The 17,348-nt window shown below is 60.7% G+C and carries 14 protein-coding genes and 1 pseudogene; 12 read left to right on the top strand and 3 right to left on the bottom strand.

Features of this window, described 5'->3' with window-relative positions; genetic code table 11:
• Positions 1–9: 9 nt before the first annotated feature.
• The 3 genes from etfB to HU725_RS01535 all read left to right on the top strand — a co-directional run bounded on the left by etfB (position 10) and on the right by HU725_RS01535 (position 3,283).
• On the top strand, positions 10–780 hold the full coding sequence (gene etfB, locus HU725_RS01525) for an electron transfer flavoprotein subunit beta (RefSeq protein WP_186478427.1): 771 nt from the start codon (positions 10–12) through the stop codon (positions 778–780).
• A 609-nt stretch (positions 781–1,389) separates the two neighbouring features.
• Positions 1,390–2,259: an RHS repeat-associated core domain-containing protein gene (locus tag HU725_RS01530; RefSeq protein ID WP_186478428.1), complete on the top strand. Its 870-nt coding sequence runs from the start codon at positions 1,390–1,392 to the stop codon at positions 2,257–2,259.
• Between the two features lie 115 nt (positions 2,260–2,374).
• Positions 2,375–3,283, top strand: a complete 909-nt coding sequence (locus tag HU725_RS01535) for an RHS repeat-associated core domain-containing protein (protein WP_186478429.1) — start codon at positions 2,375–2,377, stop codon at positions 3,281–3,283.
• 104 nt (positions 3,284–3,387) lie between these two features.
• Here HU725_RS01535 and gbca read toward each other — a convergent pair whose 3' ends face one another.
• Complete coding sequence (gbca, locus tag HU725_RS01540) at positions 3,388–4,680, bottom strand: glycine betaine monooxygenase oxygenase subunit (protein ID WP_060478337.1); 1,293 nt, start codon at positions 4,678–4,680, stop codon at positions 3,388–3,390.
• 295 nt (positions 4,681–4,975) lie between these two features.
• Here gbca and gbcB point away from each other — a divergent pair, with 295 nt between their 5' ends.
• The 5 genes and pseudogenes from gbcB (at position 4,976) to HU725_RS23070 (ending at position 8,836) form a co-directional block, all read left to right on the top strand.
• Positions 4,976–6,076 carry a glycine betaine monooxygenase reductase subunit gene (gene gbcB / locus HU725_RS01545; RefSeq protein WP_060478338.1) on the top strand — a complete coding sequence of 367 codons (1,101 nt, stop codon included), beginning with the start codon at positions 4,976–4,978 and terminating at the stop codon, positions 6,074–6,076.
• Positions 6,077–6,263: 187 nt separating this feature from the next.
• Positions 6,264–6,494 (top strand): hypothetical protein, encoded by a 231-nt coding sequence (locus HU725_RS01550; RefSeq protein WP_060478339.1) that lies wholly within the window; start codon positions 6,264–6,266, stop codon positions 6,492–6,494.
• Positions 6,491–6,793 carry a cell division protein ZapA gene (locus HU725_RS01555; RefSeq protein ID WP_060478340.1) on the top strand — a complete coding sequence of 101 codons (303 nt, stop codon included), beginning with the start codon at positions 6,491–6,493 and terminating at the stop codon, positions 6,791–6,793. Before HU725_RS01550 ends, HU725_RS01555 begins: the two co-directional genes overlap by 4 nt.
• Positions 6,794–6,943: 150 nt before the next feature.
• Positions 6,944–7,972: pseudogene (locus tag HU725_RS23065) on the top strand (HAMP domain-containing protein); the annotation flags it as partial.
• A gap of 135 nt (positions 7,973–8,107) precedes the next feature.
• A complete protein-coding gene (locus HU725_RS23070; RefSeq protein ID WP_371326771.1) occupies positions 8,108–8,836 on the top strand; it encodes a methyl-accepting chemotaxis protein in 729 nt (242 codons plus the stop codon).
• A gap of 403 nt (positions 8,837–9,239) precedes the next feature.
• Here HU725_RS23070 and HU725_RS01565 read toward each other — a convergent pair whose 3' ends face one another.
• Positions 9,240–10,280: a threonine aldolase family protein gene (locus tag HU725_RS01565; protein WP_060480497.1), complete on the bottom strand. Its 1,041-nt coding sequence runs from the start codon at positions 10,278–10,280 to the stop codon at positions 9,240–9,242.
• Between the two features lie 130 nt (positions 10,281–10,410).
• Complete coding sequence (locus HU725_RS01570; protein ID WP_186478431.1) at positions 10,411–10,866, bottom strand: hypothetical protein; 456 nt, start codon at positions 10,864–10,866, stop codon at positions 10,411–10,413.
• Positions 10,867–11,410: 544 nt separating this feature from the next.
• Between HU725_RS01570 and HU725_RS01575 the strand changes: the two genes are divergently transcribed.
• From HU725_RS01575 to HU725_RS01590, 4 genes are read left to right on the top strand one after another with little or no spacing between them, the layout of a single operon-like run.
• Complete coding sequence (locus HU725_RS01575) at positions 11,411–12,664, top strand: serine hydroxymethyltransferase (protein ID WP_186478432.1); 1,254 nt, start codon at positions 11,411–11,413, stop codon at positions 12,662–12,664.
• 15 nt (positions 12,665–12,679) lie between these two features.
• A complete protein-coding gene (locus HU725_RS01580; RefSeq protein WP_060480494.1) occupies positions 12,680–13,930 on the top strand; it encodes a sarcosine oxidase subunit beta family protein in 1,251 nt (416 codons plus the stop codon).
• A gap of 14 nt (positions 13,931–13,944) precedes the next feature.
• Positions 13,945–14,280 carry a sarcosine oxidase subunit delta gene (locus HU725_RS01585; RefSeq protein WP_060480493.1) on the top strand — a complete coding sequence of 112 codons (336 nt, stop codon included), beginning with the start codon at positions 13,945–13,947 and terminating at the stop codon, positions 14,278–14,280.
• Positions 14,277–17,294, top strand: a complete 3,018-nt coding sequence (locus tag HU725_RS01590; protein WP_186478433.1) for a sarcosine oxidase subunit alpha — start codon at positions 14,277–14,279, stop codon at positions 17,292–17,294. Before HU725_RS01585 ends, HU725_RS01590 begins: the two co-directional genes overlap by 4 nt.
• Positions 17,295–17,348 lie beyond the last annotated feature (54 nt).

A 17,348-nucleotide genomic window follows, 5' to 3' on the forward strand; every position in this document is an offset into this window, starting at 1 on the left:
GGCACGAGCATGAGTACGAAAGTGATCAGCCTGGTATCCATCGGCGCACACCCAAGCTCCGGTCGCGCCCGCCGCGCCGAACAGGATTCCCGCGCGGTGGAACTGGGCTTGCAGTTGGCTGGGGATAACTTGCAGGTGGTGCATGCCGGCGACCCTAAGCAAGAGGCCCTGCGCGCCTATCTAGGCATGGGCCTGGAGCATCTGGACGTGCTGGAGCAGCCAGCTGGTGCCGATGTGCTGGGCGTGCTCGGCGATTACCTGCGCGATGCTGGCGCCCAGTTAGTGCTGACCGGTAGCCAGGCTGAAACCGGGGAAGGTTCGGGCATGCTGCCGTTTCTATTGGCGGAAAAGCTTGGCTGGCCCCTGATTGTGGGGTTGGCTGAGGTGGAGTCGATCGACAATGGGACTGCCCAAGTGCTGCAAGCGCTGCCACGCGGCCAGCGCCGGCGGCTTAAGGTGCGCCTGCCGCTGTTGGCGACTGTGGATAACGCAGCACCCAAACCACGGCAAAGCGCTTTTGGCCCTGCGCGGCGGGGGGTATTGGCTGCGCGTGACGTTGCGATTGTCGAGGACGAACTGTTGGCCGATGCCCAGTTGCAACCAGCCCGCCCCAGGCCCAAGCGCTTGAAGGTGATCAAGGCCAAGAGCGGGGCCGACCGGATGAAAGCCGCAACGGCCAAAGCAAGCGGTGGTGGCGGCAAGGTGCTGAAGGATGTTTCCCCGCAGGAAGGTGCCGAGGCGATCCTCAAGCTGCTGGTAGAAGAAGGCGTTCTACGCTGAATGTGTGGTTAGGGATTGATGAGCGGCCTGTGTGCGCTTGGTTTCATTTGGCTGAGGCTGCTTGGATCGAGCGCTGTACGGGTGGACTCGATCTGAGTAGCCATCACGCACCAAAGCGCTTTATTCACAGGCCATAGCCTTTATCCGCTAATGGCGCGATAGCCGAAGTTTTTACCCACAATCGCTGTTAGCCGGTCTGTGGATAATCTGTTCAGTAGCGACTGCGAGCCCTTAAGATCGAGGCTTGTGGAGAATCGATCAAAAAATGATCAAAGGGCAGTGAAATGCTGGTCAAAAATAAAATTACGGTTCACAAAGCGCTTATCCACAGGTGAGTGATGGTTAGCGTGATCGTTGTTCACAAAGTCTGTTGGTGTCTCTGTGGACAAGATGTACGAAGTAGGCTGTAGCCCTCACCACATCAGGGTTGCGCGGATTTGATCAAACTATGATCAGGTGTGTGGGAGCATGGTATCTCCGGCAGCGGAAACAATGAAGTTAAGTGCTGCAAGCGCTGTGTATAAGTCCTGCATACCTAGCAATTCTGACAGTTTTCGAAAATGCTCGAGTTGGATAGGTTTACCAAAGATTATCGCTTGAGCATCGATCATGCACGGCACGCTAAAGGCCACATGTATCCAAGGCGGGGGAGTTTCGAGGGCCTATTCGCCGTATGGGGCGTACCGGGCGATCGATGGTGGATGCCTGGCTTTCACTGGCCAATTGTTCGATTCTCACGTTGGCGGCTACCACCTGGGTAATGGCCGACGAACCTATAACCCGGTGCTGATGCGTTTTCACTCCCCTGACTCTCTCAGTCCCTTTTCCACAGGCGGGCTGAATGCCTATGCCTACTGCGCTGGTGACCCAGTTAACCGGGTAGACCCCAGTGGCGCGAGCTGGCTAAGCCACTTGATAACCGGCGTCAGAGTGCTTTCAAGTACGGTAACGGCGGGTGGGGCCGTGTTACGCACGGCGAGAAATGTGGTCAATCGGCTGGAAAGCCAGCATTCGGGCACTCTTTTGGTTAAGCCGAGCTTCAGCCAACGTGTAGGTAACATTGCTTTCGCCTGGACAGGCGTGCTGGGCGTTGGGAGCGCGGTAGCAGCCCCTATCCAAAGCGGGTCGGTGAGTAATGTGTTGACCAGTACCAGCCAACGCTTGGGTATGAGCAATGTGCTCGGCAATATTGCGGGTGGCCTGTTCTCCAATAGCGAAGCTGCACAGGCGGTTTGGCGTGGGGTGGGGCGACCAGGCGTGTCAGCGGGTAGGGTGGCGTGGGAGACTGTTTATGAAGTCACAGGCGCCAGGATGGCGGTTGAGGGGGCTACCTATTTGTTGCACGGGGCCAGGGCCTTGGGCGCGGGTATCAGCGCGGCGTACAACGCTGCGACGGACGCTTGGCATAGTTGGAGTGCGCGGCAATCATCTAGGGCTGAACCCGTGACGACAATCTCCATCAGGGAAACATCTTTGTGATTCAGTAAGGCTGTTTGATCACGGGTTTGGCTAAAGGACCTGATATTTTTGCCAGTTCTGGTGGGGCGGTGCAGGGCTTAGTATTGGGGCTGTCATCTTTCCAGCGAGAGCCGGCATGGCCACGAAAACGCGGTGTCTGGCGGTAGATAGGCAATGTACGGTCCTAGCTGGCGAGAGCGGCATCACTCGGCGTTATACGGTGTATGGCGCGCTTGCCAGCAGCGATTGCCTGATCACAGGGTTCACCGGAGAAAACCGTGATCCAGTGACCGGTTGCTACCACTTGGGCCAGGGCTACCGAACTTACAATCCGCACTTGATGCGGTTCCATTCCCCGGATGATCTCAGCCCATTTGGGCTAGGTGGCATCAATGCATACGTCTATCGTGATCCAAGCAACGCTCGGGACCCTTCGGGCCATTCACCGATAACTATTTCGGCATTCACCCAACGGATCATGACGGCGAGCTTCGGCAGTGTCTCGGTGGTTAAATCCTTGGTGAGCAAGGTCCCCTCTACTGGGCTGGAGATACTCATCTCCCGGCTCACCTTTGGGGGAGGAGCATTGTCCATAGCAGGCGCAACGGCCCAAGCGGCGGGTTGGGGTTCGGGGACGTTCGTATCCAACGTCGGTGTTGTTGTCGCAGGCACAGGCCATGTCCTTCAGCTCGCAAAAGCATTCTATGTCGGGCGAAACCAGATCTACGAGAATGTGACTGGCAACTTACGTAGTCTGATAGGTATGAAAGCGAAGGGCACGGATCATATGGTGAGTAGGCCGGCCCCATCGGCGCCGCCACCAACCCCACTTCCGCAGATGCCTGATCCTCCAGGTTTTCGGCCAAGTATGACGAGTGGTCTGTCCTATAACTCTGATTCTCCAAATGTGTCCCAGCGGTCTGCTCCTGCACAGCTGTCCTCAGGGAGTGGTGATGAGGCCTATGTTTCACGGAAGTTTTCGCAACCACCTAACTCGGACATGTCGGGCAAGGGGCAGATGCAGAGGATCCGAAAATCCATCTGAATGAAAAGGGGCAAAAAGGCCAAGCCATTCTCAGGTCCGCTGTCTCAACGCCCTGCGCTGTGTCGCACATCACGAACCCTCCGTGATGTGCGATGCAGCCCAGTTTACTGAGCCTTCACCTCTGTCAGGTAAGGAGCAGGTTCAGCGCCAAGATTGGCCAGCATGCGATCGCTGTACCAGTCAATGAAGTTCACCACGCCGAACTCATAAGTCTTCGAATACGGCCCAGGCTGGTAGGCGGTGGAGTTGATGCCACGCTGGTTCTCTTCGGCCAGCCGGCGGTCCTGGTCGTTGGTCGCGTCCCACACCTTGCGCATGCGCTCTGGATCGTAGTCCACACCTTCGACGGCATCCTTGTGCACCAGCCATTTGGTGGTGACCATGGTTTCTTGCGCGCTGATCGGCCACACGGTGAACACGATCATGTGGTCGCCCATGCAGTGGTTCCAGGAGTGCGGCAGGTGCAGGATACGCATCGAGCCCAGGTCTGGGTTCTTGATCCGGCCCATCAGCTTCTGGCAAGCCTGCTTGCCGTCCATGGTCATCGACACGGTGCCCTTGAGCAGCGGCATGCGCACGATGCGGTTACGCAGACCATGGCTTTTGTGCAGGTAAGGGATCTTCTCGGCTTCCCAGGCGGCGGCAGAGGCGGCCACGTGGTCCTTGAAGGCCTGGTCGGCACGCGGGTCGTTGGTGTCGTCCCACTCCAGCAGGGTTTGCAGCAGCTCTGGGTGGGAGCCTGAGCAGTGGTAACACTCGCGGTTGTTTTCCAGCACCAGCTTCCAGTTGGCCTTTTCCATCAAGGTGGTTTGCACCGCCACCTTGGTGTTCTCCATGTCGTACGGTTCCATGTAATGGTCCAGGGTGGCCAGGAACTCGTCGATCGCTGGCGGGTTTTGCGCCAGGCTGATGAAGATGTAACCCCCAGCGACCTTCACGTTCACAGGCTTGAGGCCGTACTGCTTCATGTCGAAGTCGGCGCCCATTTCGGTGCCGGCGAACAGCAGCCTGCCGTCCAGTTCGTAGGTCCATTGGTGGTAGTGGCAAACCAGCTTGGCCACCTTGCCTTTATCGCTGACGCACAGGCGCGAGCCGCGGTGGCGGCACACGTTATGGAAGGCATGTACCTTGCCTTCGGCACCGCGCACCACCAGGATCGGGTTGTTGCCGATCTGCAGGGTGATGTAGTTGCCCTTGGCCGGGATCTCGCAGGTCATGCCAGCGATCAACCATTCTTTCTGGAAGATCTCCTGCATGTCGATCTGGAACAGACGCTCGTCGTTGTAGAACGGCTGGGGCAGCGAGTAGGTACGCTCGCGGGTCTGCAGCATCTCGGCAGTGGCCTTGCGTGCAGGTTCCAGTGGATCGCCCAGGCTCAGGGTTGCGGTGACGTCCATCGTGTATTCCTCGGGGCCGTGTGCGGCCGGCAAAAGGTGGCTAATCGTTGTGGTGGTGCCGCAAGGCTGTCTGTTGAAAAACAGCGGATTGTTTTGCCGTGGAGTGTGCGTCCGAAGGCGCCGCGAACCGTATCCATGGGCGACATGGCCGATTTGAATTACGACGCGCCAGCCCTTGTAGTGCGGGGCTGGTCGCGATAAGCACGCCGATGTCGCTAGCAGGAATGTACGTCGTCGCAAGCTTGCGCATCATCCCAGCCATAAAAAGGCCAATCGTCGGCCGCTGGAGATGAACATGTCTGATACCTTCCTCAATCCGGTCACCACTCAGACCTGGGCCAACGGCCGCCACATCGTGCGCTGCGTCAAGGTCATCCAGGAGACCTGGGACGTGCGCACCTTCTGCTTCATGGCCGACCAGCCCATCATGTTCTTCTTCAAGCCAGGGCAGTTCGTCACCCTGGAGCTGGAAATCGAAGGCAAGCCGGTGATGCGCTCGTACACCATCTCAAGCTCGCCGTCGGTGCCTTACAGTTTCTCGATCACGGTCAAGCGCGTGCCGGGCGGGCTGGTGTCCAACTTCCTCCACGACACCATGCACGAGGGCGCCGAGCTACCGGTGCACGGCCCGGTGGGCCTGTTCAACGCCATCGACTTCCCAGGCGCCAAGGTGCTGTACCTGTCCGGCGGTGTCGGCATTACCCCGGTGATGTCGATGGCGCGCTGGTTCTATGACACCAACGCCAATGTCGACATGGTGTTCGTGCACAGCGCCCGTTCGCCGAAAGACATCATCTTCCATCGCGAGCTGGAGCAGATGGCCTCGCGCATTCCCAACTTCAGCCTGCACATCGTCTGCGAGAAGCACGGCCTGGGTGAGCCGTGGGCCGGCTATCGCGGCTACCTCAACCAACGCCTGATGGAACTGATCGCGCCGGACTACATGGAGCGCGTGGTGTTCTGCTGCGGCCCGACACCCTATATGAATGCGGTCAAGCGCATGCTCGAAGCGGTCGGCTTCGACATGAGCAACTACCACGAAGAATCGTTCGGGGCTACACCGCCAGAGGCCAAGGCCGATGCGGTGGAGCACGCCGAGCAGGCTGCCGATGCGCCGGAGCTGGATGTATCGCAGCTCAACCTGGTGGAGTTCATCGGCAGCGAGAAGAGCATCCGCGTAGCCCCTGGCGAGACCGTGCATGCAGCGGCGGCCAAGGTAGGGTTGATGATCCCCAAAGCCTGCGGCATGGGTATCTGCGGCACTTGCAAGGTACTCAAGCTGGGTGGCGAAGTGGAGATGGAGCACAACGGTGGTATCACCGAGGACGACGAAGCCGAAGGCTACATCCTGTCGTGCTGCAGCGTGCCTAAAGGGGATGTGCGCATCGATTACTGATCGGCCGGGCCGTGGTTGGGTTGAATAAGCCACGGCTTAACTGACCGGCGGTTGATCCAGGTCGGAACAAGGGGCGCGATACCCTGTCAATCTGCGGTGAAGAAACCTTGAGAATCCGATATTTAATGGCGGGGGCTCACGCTTTTCTTTATCGTGTGCGCCCTTTGCAACAACCCGAGATATACCCATGCTGGAAACCTCCCTGAATCAACTCGAGCAACTGGTCAGCGACCTGATGCAGAAAAACGCTCAACTCACCGAGCAGAACACCACCCTCGGCCAGGAACTGGCCCAGGCCAAAGAAGAGAACGAAACCCTGCAGCTGTCGCTGATGGAGCAGGAAGAGAAGCAAGGCGCCACCGCCGCCCGTATCCAGGCGCTGGTCGAGCGCGCCAGCGCAGGTGTCGTTGGCGCATGAGACTGCAAGCGCAGCCGATCAATGTCGTGTCTATTCTTGGCAACGACTATTCGATCAAGGCGCCCGAAGGCCAGGAAGAAACCTTGGCCCAGGCCGTGCGAATGCTCAATACCGCTCTGGCCGAAACCAAGCGTTCCTACCCCACCTTGATCGGCGACAAGTTGCTGGTGCTTGCTGCATTGAATCTGTGTTCCAAGCAAATTGCCCAGCAGCAAGAGCACCAACAGACATTGGCGCGAACCCAGGCGCAGATCGATGCCACGGTCGACGCCATCGTCAAGACTATCGCTGAGTCCTGACCCGCTTGGGGGCCGCATGGCGGCCCCATTGTCCTGGATCAGTGGATTAATTGCATACGAGATCGTATACACTTCGCGCAAAACAATAATGTGCGGGGGCGGGGTATGCGTATCTGGCGTAGCAGTATCCAGTGGCAATTGATTGCGAGCATGGGCGCTGCCCTGCTGGCCAGTATTCTGGTGGTGGTGATCATCTTCACGCTGACGCTCAACCGCCTGACCGAACGGTATCTGGTGGACACGGCGTTGCCGGCCAGCATCGAAGCAATCCGCAACGACATCGAGCACATGCTCGGCAAGCCCTTGGTGGCAGCAGCCGACATCGCTGGCAACACCTTGCTGCGAGACTGGCTCGCCGGCGGTGAAAACCCTGCCCAGGCTCCCGGCTTCATCGAATACCTGCAAGCGTCACGGCAGCGCAACCAGGCCTTCACCACCATGTTCGCTGCCACCGCCACGGGGCACTACTACAGCGAAAAGGGGCTGGACCGCACCCTGAGCCGCAGCAACCCCAAAGATTCCTGGTTTTATGGGTACATCGATAGCGGTGCCGAGCGCCTGGTCAATATCGATATCGACGGCGCTACCGGCGAGCTTGCGCTGTTCATCGACTACCGCGTGGAAAAGGACGGGCAGTTGGTGGGGGTGGCGGGTATGGGGCTGCGCATGAGCGAGTTGTCCCAGCTGATTCACGACTTCACCTTTGGCCAGCACGGCAAGGTGTTTCTGGTGCGCAACGACGGCCTGATTCAGGTGCATCCGGATAACGCTTTAAGCGGTAAGCGCCAGCTTGCAGAGCAGGTTGGCAGTGAGGCAGCGCAGACCTTGATGGCTTCGGCGGGCAAGCTGCAGAGCAGCCGCTTCAGCCGTGATGGCCAGACCTATGTGGCCCTTGGCCTACCGCTGCGGGACTTGAACTGGACACTGGTGGCCGAGGTGCCGGAAACGGAAATCTACGCGCCAATGCGCCAGGCGGTGTGGCTGACCAGCCTGATCGGTGGCGCGGTTGCACTGGCGTCGCTACTGCTGGTGGTACTGCTGGCGCGCGGCCTGGTCAGGCCTATTCGGCGGGTCACCGATGCGCTGGTGCAGATTGGCAGCGGCAGCGGCGACCTCAGTCATCGTTTGGACGATGCCCGCCAGGATGAACTGGGTGACCTGGCGCGGGGGTTCAACCGTTTCCTCGACAGCCAGCGTGGCCTGATCGGCGAGGTGCTGCATACCAGCGAACGCCTGCATCAAGCTGTCGCCCAGGTGGCCCAGGTAGTGGATAACACTGCTGAGCGCTCCGGGCGTCAGCAGGAAATGACCGAAATGGTTGCCACCGCGGTGCACGAGATGGGCCTGACCGTGCAGGACATTGCCCGTAATGCCGGTGATGCGGCCCAGGCGTCGCAATCGGCGCGGGATGAAGCGTTGCAGGCGCGCGAAGTGGTGCGGCGCTCCATCGAGGGTATCGAGGGTATGTCAGGTGATATCGGCATGGCTGCCGAAGCGGTGAGCCAGTTGGCCGACGAAGTTGCCTCGATCGACGAAGTATTAGCGGTGATTCGTAGTATTTCCGAACAGACCAACCTGCTGGCCTTGAATGCCGCCATCGAGGCGGCCAGGGCAGGGGACATGGGCCGTGGGTTTGCTGTGGTGGCCGATGAAGTGCGTACCCTGGCCCGGCGCACGCAACTGTCCACCGATGAGGTGCAGCAGATGATTCAGCGCCTGAAGCAAGGCGCAGGCTCTGCCGTGAGCTCGATGCAGGCCGGGCAGCGCGCGACCGGCAGTGGTGTGGCGTCGAGCCAGCGTACTGGGGCATCGCTGGGCGCGATTACCGATCAGGTTGAACACATCAGCGACATGAATCATCAGGTGGCGACGGCAACCGAAGAACAGTCGGCGGTGACCGAAGAGATCAACCGGACGGTTCAGGGCATTTCCGACCTGGCGCGGGACACCGCTGCCGAGGTACAGGGTTGCCGTGAGCAGTGCCAAGCGTTGCGCACACTGGCCGATGACCTCGCGCGGCAGATGGGTGGGTTCAAGCTTTAGGTTGCTGGAGCGGGTGTGTGGGGTTTTTGCGACACGAAGACGCTCCGGGGGCATGGCTTGGGATTTTTTGTGGTGCAGAAATCGAGCGCCGCCCGCGCGGCGCATCGCGAGCTGCGCTCGCTCCTACGTTTGTTTCGGGCCAGTAACGCCTGTGGCAGACGCGCGCGACCGCCTTGTTCGTACGACGCGATAGTGCGCCATGCACCAAGGCGTCCGCGCGCAAATCCCACAGGATTAATTGGCCCGAAACAAACGTAGGAGCGAGCGCAGCTCGCGATGCGCCGCGCGGGCGGCGCTCGATTTGCGCACCACAGAAATTCCCAAGCCAAGCCCCTAGATCGCGCGCCCCCTGCAGGAGCCGCCTCGTGTCGCGAAAAGAGGGCGAAACCCCCTCAGCCCTCCGTCAGGCGCCGATGATGCTACGGATATCCGCCGCCAGCTCACGCACCCGCTCTTGCTCGGTATCCCACGAGCACATGAACCGCGCGCCACCACTGCCAATGAAGGTATAGAACCGCCAGCCCTTGGCCCGCAGTGCTTCAATCGCAGGCTCCGGCATTTGCAGGAACACCCCGTTGGCCTCTACCGGGAACATCAATTCTACCCCCGGCAGGTCAGCGACCAGCGATGCCAGCAACTGCGCGCATTGGTTGGCGTGGCCGCCATGACGTAACCAGGCGCCATCTTCCAGCAAGCCCACCCACGGCGCCGACAAAAAGCGCATCTTCGAAGCCAACTGCCCGGCCTGTTTGCAGCGGTAGTCGAAGTCTTCGGCCAGCTGGCGGTTGAAGAACAGGATCGCCTCGCCCACCGCCATGCCGTTCTTGGTACCGCCAAAGCACAGCACATCGACGCCTGCCTTCCAGGTCAGCTCGGCTGGGCTGCAGCCGAGGAACGCGCAGGCGTTGGTGAAGCGTGCGCCGTCCATGTGCAGGTTCAGGCCCAGCTCCTTGCAGGTGGCACTGATGGCCTTGAGCTCGTCAGGGCGGTAGACGGTCCCCACCTCGGTGGCCTGGGTGATGGTGACCACCCGCGGTTTGGGGTAATGGATGTCTTGACGCTTGAGCGCCACTTCGCGAATCGATTCGGGCGTCAGCTTGCCATTGACGCTGCCTGCGGTCAGCAGTTTGGAGCCGTTGGAGAAGAACTCCGGCGCGCCGCACTCGTCGGTTTCGACGTGGGCGGTCTCGGAGCAGATCACGCTGTGGTAGCTCTGGCACAGCGAGGCCAGGGCCAGGGAGTTGGCGGCGGTGCCGTTGAAGGCGAAAAACACTTCGCAGTCGGTTTCAAACAGCTTGCGGAAGTATTCCGAGGCGCGCTCGGTCCACTGGTCGTCGCCGTAGGCGCGGTCGTGGCCGAGGTTAGCCTTTTCCATCGCGGCCCAGGCTTCGGGGCAGATACCGGAATAGTTGTCGCTGGCGAATTGTTGGCTTTTGTCTGTCATCACACGGTCCTGTGTACGGCGCAGAATCGCACTCTAAACCATCGCTTCGCAGCTTGCCTATACAAGTTGTACGTTGGCAGACAATGGGGGCCTGGGTTACCCCGTTCGCTATACCGGTAAGCCCCTGGGGTCAGCTCAAAGGTCGAACAAGCACTACAAGCGATGCATACGCGGGCGGGACGACGACGATTTGGCGGACGGCAATCTGGAAGTACTGGCCATCTTCCTGGTATACCGAGCCGGTCTTCAACCGCAAGAAGGTGTCGGCCAGAGGACCATCATCCATTTCATATGCAGGCTCGCCGAGGAGCCCTTTAATAACCACTACTCCAGTTTCGCCTTGTTTGGGCGGACGATGGTGTTGTACCTGCTGAGACGGTTGCTGTGCACCGTGGTCAGGCATGGAGTAAACCGAGTTCAGCTCCCATGTAATTTGTTCGTCGTTTATCGTTACGCGATGAACGATAGGGGACGAAATTACATATTGTGGATGGGAGTCCGTATCGGTTGAATGCATCAGAAGCGTTTTTACATCAGGGTCGGTGATGGGAGCATTCATATAGAAGAATTCAATATCGTCGATCATTACGATGTCCTCTCGAACGTAGGATTGATAGGCGGGTCATAAAGAACTGCCATCCTCTATCCGCTGATGCCGATATGGCCCCACGCCGTACAGTGTATGAACACTGGCGCCGATATTGAACTGTCAAAAATGTCAGTTGAGCGCGGGCTCAACGGGATTTGCCTAACTTGGTAATTGCGCGTTAGGCGTAATAAAACAATGGCCTTGCAGCATTCTTTGGAGTAAATCCTATCTGTTTGATTTACAACTTATGAAACTTCAGCTACGGCCACATTTGTTAGAGCCTCGGACGTTGCTCGTTATGCTCACCACCCGATGCATCCAGGACGCTTGCATGCATCCCTCAGTTGAGTATCCGCGCGAGCGAGCGGCGCTCCCCGTGTTCAACGCGAGGCCAGCGCTTGCCCCTCTTGCGCAACCAATGTCGTAAACGCGCCATTGCAAGGCGTGCGCAGGCATCTGACCCACCCCGGCCAGTCATACCATCGCCACAAAGGGCCACAGTGCCCTACGACAAAAAACGATCGCTGCCGGGAGATACACGATGTTCAGCAAGCAAGACCAGATCCAGGGTTATGACGATGCACTGCTGGCGGCGATGAATGCCGAAGAACAGCGTCAGGAAGATCACATCGAACTGATCGCTTCGGAGAACTACACCAGCAAGCGCGTCATGCAGGCCCAAGGCAGCGGCCTGACCAACAAGTACGCCGAAGGTTACCCAGGCAAGCGCTACTACGGTGGCTGCGAGCACGTCGACAAAGTCGAAGCGCTGGCCATTGAGCGAGCCAAGCAACTGTTCGGTGCCGATTACGCCAACGTTCAGCCGCACTCCGGCTCCTCGGCCAACGGTGCCGTCTACCTGGCCCTGCTGCAGGCCGGTGACACCATCCTGGGCATGAGCCTGGCCCACGGCGGCCACCTGACCCACGGCGCCAAAGTGTCGTCCTCGGGCAAGCTGTACAACGCAGTGCAATACGGCATCGACACCAATACCGGCCTGATCGACTACGACGAAGTCGAACGCCTGGCTGTCGAGCACAAGCCGAAGATGATCGTTGCCGGTTTCTCGGCCTACTCCAAGACCCTGGACTTCCCACGCTTCCGTGCCATCGCTGACAAAGTGGGCGCACTGCTGTTCGTCGACATGGCACACGTTGCCGGCCTGGTTGCCGCTGGCCTGTATCCCAACCCGATCCCGTTCGCCGATGTGGTCACCACCACCACCCACAAGACCCTGCGCGGGCCACGTGGCGGCCTGATCCTGGCCAAGGCCAACGAAGAAATCGAGAAGAAGCTCAACGCCGCCGTTTTCCCAGGCGCCCAGGGCGGCCCGCTGATGCACGTGATCGCCGCCAAGGCCGTGTGCTTCAAGGAAGCACTCGAACCCGAATTCAAGAGCTACCAGAAACAAGTCATCGAAAACGCCCAGGCCATGGCCCAGGTGTTCGTCGACCGCGGCTACGACGTGGTTTCCGGTGGCACCGACAACCACCTGTTCCTGGTCAGCCTGATTCGCCAGGGCCTGACCGGCAAAGATGCCGACGCCGCCCTGGGCCGCGCGCACATCACTGTCAACAAGAACGCCGTGCCGAACGACCCGCAGTCGCCGTTCGTCACCTCCGGCCTGCGCATCGGCACCCCGGCTGTCACCACTCGCGGCTTCAAGGTCACGCAATGTGTGGCCCTGGCCGGTTGGATCTGCGACATCCTCGACAACCTCGGTGACGCTGACGTCGAAGCCGATGTGGCGAAGAACGTCGCGGCGCTGTGCGCTGACTTCCCTGTTTACCGCTGAGTGGAGTAAACGACCATGCAACGCTATTCGGGCTTCGGCCTTTTCAAACACTCCCTCAGCCACCACGAGAACTGGCAGCGCATGTGGCGCACGCCGACCCCTAAAAAGGTCTACGACGTGGTTATCGTCGGCGGTGGCGGCCATGGCCTGGCCACGGCCTACTACCTGGCCAAGGAGCATGGCATCACCAACGTCGCGGTGATCGAGAAGGGTTACCTGGGCGGCGGCAACACTGCCCGTAACACCACCATCGTGCGCTCCAACTACCTGTGGGACGAATCGGCGCACCTGTACGAGCACGCCATGAAGCTGTGGGAAGGCCTGTCCCAGGACCTGAACTACAACGTGATGTTCTCCCAGCGTGGCGTCTACAACCTGTGCCACACCCTGCAGGACATGCGTGACTCCGAGCGCCGCGTTTCGGCCAACCGCCTCAATGGCGTGGATGGCGAGCTGCTCAACACTGCCCAGGTCGCGGCCGAAATCCCGTACCTGGACTGCTCGAAAAACACCCGCTACCCGATCCTCGGCGCGACCGTTCAGCGCCGTGGTGGCGTTGCCCGCCACGACGCTGTGGCCTGGGGCTATGCACGTGCCGCCGACGCCCTGGGCGTGGACCTGATCCAGCAGACCGAAGTGATCGGTTTCCGTAAGGAAAACGGCGCGGTCATCGGCGTGGAAACCAACAAAGGCTTCATCGGCGCCAAACGTGTGGGCGTGGTCACCGCCGGTAACTCCGGGCACATGGCCAAGCTCGCCGGCTTCCGCCTGCCGCTGGAATCGCACCCGCTGCAAGCGCTGGTATCGGAACCGATCAAGCCGATCATCGACTCGGTGATCATGTCCAACGCCGTACACGGCTACATCAGCCAGTCCGACAAAGGTGACCTGGTGATCGGTGCCGGTATCGACAGCTGGGTCGGCTATGGCCAGCGCGGTTCGTACCCGGTGATCGAGCACACCCTGCAGGCGATCGTCGAGATGTTCCCCAACCTCTCGCGCGTGCGCATGAACCGCCAGTGGGGCGGCATCGTCGACACCTCGCCGGACGCTTGCCCGATCATCACCAAAACCCCGGTCAAGAACATGTTCTTCAACTGCGGTTGGGGTACTGGCGGCTTCAAGGCGACCCCTGGTTCGGGCAACGTCTTCGCCGCGAGCCTGGCCACGGGCGAAATGCACCCACTGGCCGCGCCATTCTCCATGGACCGTTTCTACAACGGCGCACTGATCGACGAACACGGCGCCGCCGCCGTCGCCCACTAACCGGAGACACCGTCATGTTGCATATTTTCTGTCCCCACTGCGGCGAGCTGCGCTCCGAAGAAGAGTTCCACGCCTCTGGCCAGGCACACATCGCCCGCCCGCTGGACCCAAACGCCTGCTCCGACCAGGAGTGGGGCACCTACATGTTCTACCGTGACAACCCACGCGGTATTCACCACGAACTGTGGGACCACGTTGCCGGCTGCCGCCAGTACTTCAACGTCACCCGCGACACCGTGACCTACGAAATTCTGGAAACCTACAAGATTGGCGAGAAGCCGCAAGTGACCGCCAGCGGCAAAGCCGCAAGCGTAGCGTCCACCGCTAAAGGCCAAGGGGAAAAAGTATGAGCCAGACCTATCGCCTCGCCAGCGGCGGCCGTATCGACCGCAGCAAGGTGCTGAACTTCACCTTCAACGGCAAGACCTACCAGGGCTATGCCGGTGACAGCCTGGCCGCCGCGTTGCTGGCCAACGGCGTCGACATCGTAGGCCGTAGCTTCAAGTACTCGCGCCCACGCGGGATCATCGCCGCAGGCACCGAAGAGCCGAACGCCATCCTGCAGATCGGCTCCAGCGAAGCCACCCAGATCCCCAACGTGCGAGCCACCCAGCAGCCGCTGTACGCGGGCCTGGTCGCCACCAGCACTAACGGCTGGCCGAACGTCAATAATGACGTCATGGGCATCCTGGGCAAGGTCGGCGGCAGCATGATGCCGCCGGGCTTCTACTACAAAACCTTCATGTACCCCAAATCGTTCTGGATGACTTACGAGAAGTACATCCGCAAAGCCGCCGGCCTTGGCCGCGCACCTTTGCAAAACGACCCAGACACTTATGACTACATGAACCAGCACTGCGACGTGCTGATCGTCGGTGCTGGGCCTGCTGGCCTGGCCGCTGCGCTGGCCGCTGCCCGCAGCGGTGCCCGCGTGATCCTGGCTGACGAGCAGGAAGAGTTCGGTGGCAGCCTGCTCGACACCCGCGAAACCCTCGATGGCAAGCCTGCCGCCGACTGGGTGCATGCCGTGGTCAAAGAGCTGGAAAGCCTGCCGGAAGTGACCTTGCTGCCACGTGCCACGGTCAACGGCTACCACGACCATAACTTCCTGACCATCCACGAGCGCCTTACCGACCACCTCGGCGACCGTGCCCCGATCGGCCAGGTACGCCACCGCGTGCACCGTGTCCGCGCCAAGCGCGTGGTCCTTGCTGCCGGCGCCCACGAGCGCCCGCTGGTGTACGGCAACAACGACCTGCCGGGCAACATGCTGGCCGGCGCTGTGTCCACCTACGTTCGCCGCTACGGCGTCGCCCCGGGCCGCAAGCTGGTGCTGTCGACCAACAACGACCACGCCTACCGCGCAGCGCTGGACTGGCACGACGCAGGCCTGCAGGTGGTCGCCATCGCCGACGCCCGCCACAACCCACGCGGCTCGCTGGTTGAAGAAGCCCGTGCCAAAGGCATTCGGATTCTCACCTCCAGCGCGGTGATCGAGGCCAAAGGCACCAAGCACGTCACCGGCGCCCGCGTGGCGGCTATCGATGTGCAGGCGCACAAGGTCACCAGCCCCGGTGAAACCCTCGAATGCGACCTGATCGCCACCTCCGGCGGCTACAGCCCGATCGTGCACCTGGCTTCGCACTTGGGCGGTCGCCCGGTGTGGCGTGAAGACATCCTCGGTTTCGTGCCGGGTGATGCCCCGCAAAAACGCGTTTGCGTCGGTGGCATCAACGGCGTCTACGCCCTGGGCGATGTGATTGCCGATGGCTTCGAAGGCGGTGTTCGCGCAGCCACCGAGGCCGGCTTCAAGGCCACGGTCGGCAGCCTGCCGAAAACCGTTGCGCGCAAGGAAGAGGCCACCGTGGCACTGTTCCAGGTGCCCCACGACAAAGGCACCGCCCGCGCACCCAAGCAGTTCGTCGACCAGCAGAACGACGTGACCGCCGCCGCCATCGAACTGGCCACCCGCGAAGGCTTCGAATCGGTCGAGCACGTCAAGCGCTACACCGCGCTGGGCTTCGGTACCGACCAGGGCAAGCTGGGCAACATCAACGGCCTGGCCATCGCTGCCCGCTCGATCGGCATCACCATCCCGGAAATGGGCACCACCATGTTCCGCCCGAACTACACGCCGGTGACCTTCGGCGCAGTAGCCGGCCGTCACTGTGGTCACCTGTTCGAGCCAGTGCGTTTCACCGCACTGCATGCCTGGCATGTGAAGAACGGCGCCGAGTTCGAAGACGTTGGCCAGTGGAAGCGCCCTTGGTACTTCCCCAAGGCCGGTGAAGACATCCATGCTGCCGTGGCCCGTGAATGCAAGGCCGTGCGCGACAGCGTAGGCCTGCTGGACGCCTCGACCCTGGGCAAGATCGACATCCAGGGCCCGGATGCGCGCGAGTTCCTCAACCGCATCTACACCAACGCCTGGACCAAGCTCGACGTGGGCAAGGCCCGCTACGGGCTGATGTGCAAGGAAGACGGCATGGTCTTCGACGACGGCGTAACCGCCTGCGTCGGCGACAACCACTTCATCATGACCACCACCACTGGCGGCGCCGCCCGTGTGCTGCAATGGATGGAGCTGTACCACCAGACCGAATGGCCGGAACTGAAGGTGTACTTCACCTCGGTCACCGACCACTGGGCGACCATGACCCTGTCCGGGCCGAACAGCCGCAAGCTGCTCAGCGAGCTGACCGACATCGATATGGACAAGGAAGCCTTCCCGTTCATGACCTGGAAAGAAGGCAACGTTGGCGGCGTACCAGCCCGTGTGTTCCGTATTTCGTTCACCGGTGAGCTGTCGTACGAGGTCAACGTGCAGGCCAACTACGCCATGGGCGTGCTGGAACAGATCATCGAGGCCGGCAAGAAGTACAACCTGACCCCGTACGGCACCGAAACCATGCACGTACTGCGTGCCGAGAAGGGCTTCATCATCGTCGGCCAGGATACCGACGGTTCGATGACCCCGGACGACCTCAACATGAGCTGGTGCGTGGGCCGCAACAAGCCTTACTCGTGGATTGGCCTGCGTGGCATGAACCGCGAAGACTGCGTACGGGAGAACCGCAAGCAGCTGGTGGGCCTCAAGCCGATCGACCCGACCAAATGGCTGCCCGAAGGCGCCCAGCTGGTGTTCGATCCGAAGCAGCCGATCCCGATGGACATGGTCGGCCACGTGACCTCCAGCTATGCCTCCAACTCCCTGGGCTATTCGTTTGCCATGGGCGTGGTCAAAGGTGGCCTCAAGCGCATGGGCGAGCGTGTTTACTCGCCGCAGGCCGATGGCAGCGTGATCGAAGCGGAAATCGTGTCTTCGGTGTTCTTCGATCCGAAGGGTGAGCGGCAGAACGTCTAAGGCCCCGGATGGTGGCGCAGCCCGCATACAGTGCTGCGCCACCCTGACGAACAA

The sequence above is a fragment of the Pseudomonas promysalinigenes genome (assembly GCF_014269025.2).
GTDB lineage: Bacteria > Pseudomonadota > Gammaproteobacteria > Pseudomonadales > Pseudomonadaceae > Aquipseudomonas > Aquipseudomonas promysalinigenes.

Bases quoted from the DNA above. Each gene is read 5' to 3' on its own strand.
- HU725_RS01580 (WP_060480494.1), top strand. From the start codon at position 12,680: ATGCAACGCTATTCGGGCTTCGGCCTTTTCAAACACTCCCTCAGCCAC.
- HU725_RS01590 (WP_186478433.1), top strand. From the start codon at position 14,277: ATGAGCCAGACCTATCGCCTCGCCAGCGGCGGCCGTATCGACCGCAGC.
- HU725_RS23070 (WP_371326771.1), top strand. From the start codon at position 8,108: ATGGTTGCCACCGCGGTGCACGAGATGGGCCTGACCGTGCAGGACATT.
- HU725_RS01570 (WP_186478431.1), bottom strand. From the start codon at position 10,866: ATGATCGACGATATTGAATTCTTCTATATGAATGCTCCCATCACCGAC.
- HU725_RS01535 (WP_186478429.1), top strand. From the start codon at position 2,375: ATGGCCACGAAAACGCGGTGTCTGGCGGTAGATAGGCAATGTACGGTC.
- HU725_RS01555 (WP_060478340.1), top strand. From the start codon at position 6,491: ATGAGACTGCAAGCGCAGCCGATCAATGTCGTGTCTATTCTTGGCAAC.
- HU725_RS01565 (WP_060480497.1), bottom strand. From the start codon at position 10,280: ATGACAGACAAAAGCCAACAATTCGCCAGCGACAACTATTCCGGTATC.
- HU725_RS01530 (WP_186478428.1), top strand. From the start codon at position 1,390: ATGCACGGCACGCTAAAGGCCACATGTATCCAAGGCGGGGGAGTTTCG.
- HU725_RS01550 (WP_060478339.1), top strand. From the start codon at position 6,264: ATGCTGGAAACCTCCCTGAATCAACTCGAGCAACTGGTCAGCGACCTG.
- gbcB (WP_060478338.1), top strand. From the start codon at position 4,976: ATGTCTGATACCTTCCTCAATCCGGTCACCACTCAGACCTGGGCCAAC.
- HU725_RS01575 (WP_186478432.1), top strand. From the start codon at position 11,411: ATGTTCAGCAAGCAAGACCAGATCCAGGGTTATGACGATGCACTGCTG.
- etfB (WP_186478427.1), top strand. From the start codon at position 10: ATGAGTACGAAAGTGATCAGCCTGGTATCCATCGGCGCACACCCAAGC.
- HU725_RS01585 (WP_060480493.1), top strand. From the start codon at position 13,945: ATGTTGCATATTTTCTGTCCCCACTGCGGCGAGCTGCGCTCCGAAGAA.
- gbca (WP_060478337.1), bottom strand. From the start codon at position 4,680: ATGGACGTCACCGCAACCCTGAGCCTGGGCGATCCACTGGAACCTGCA.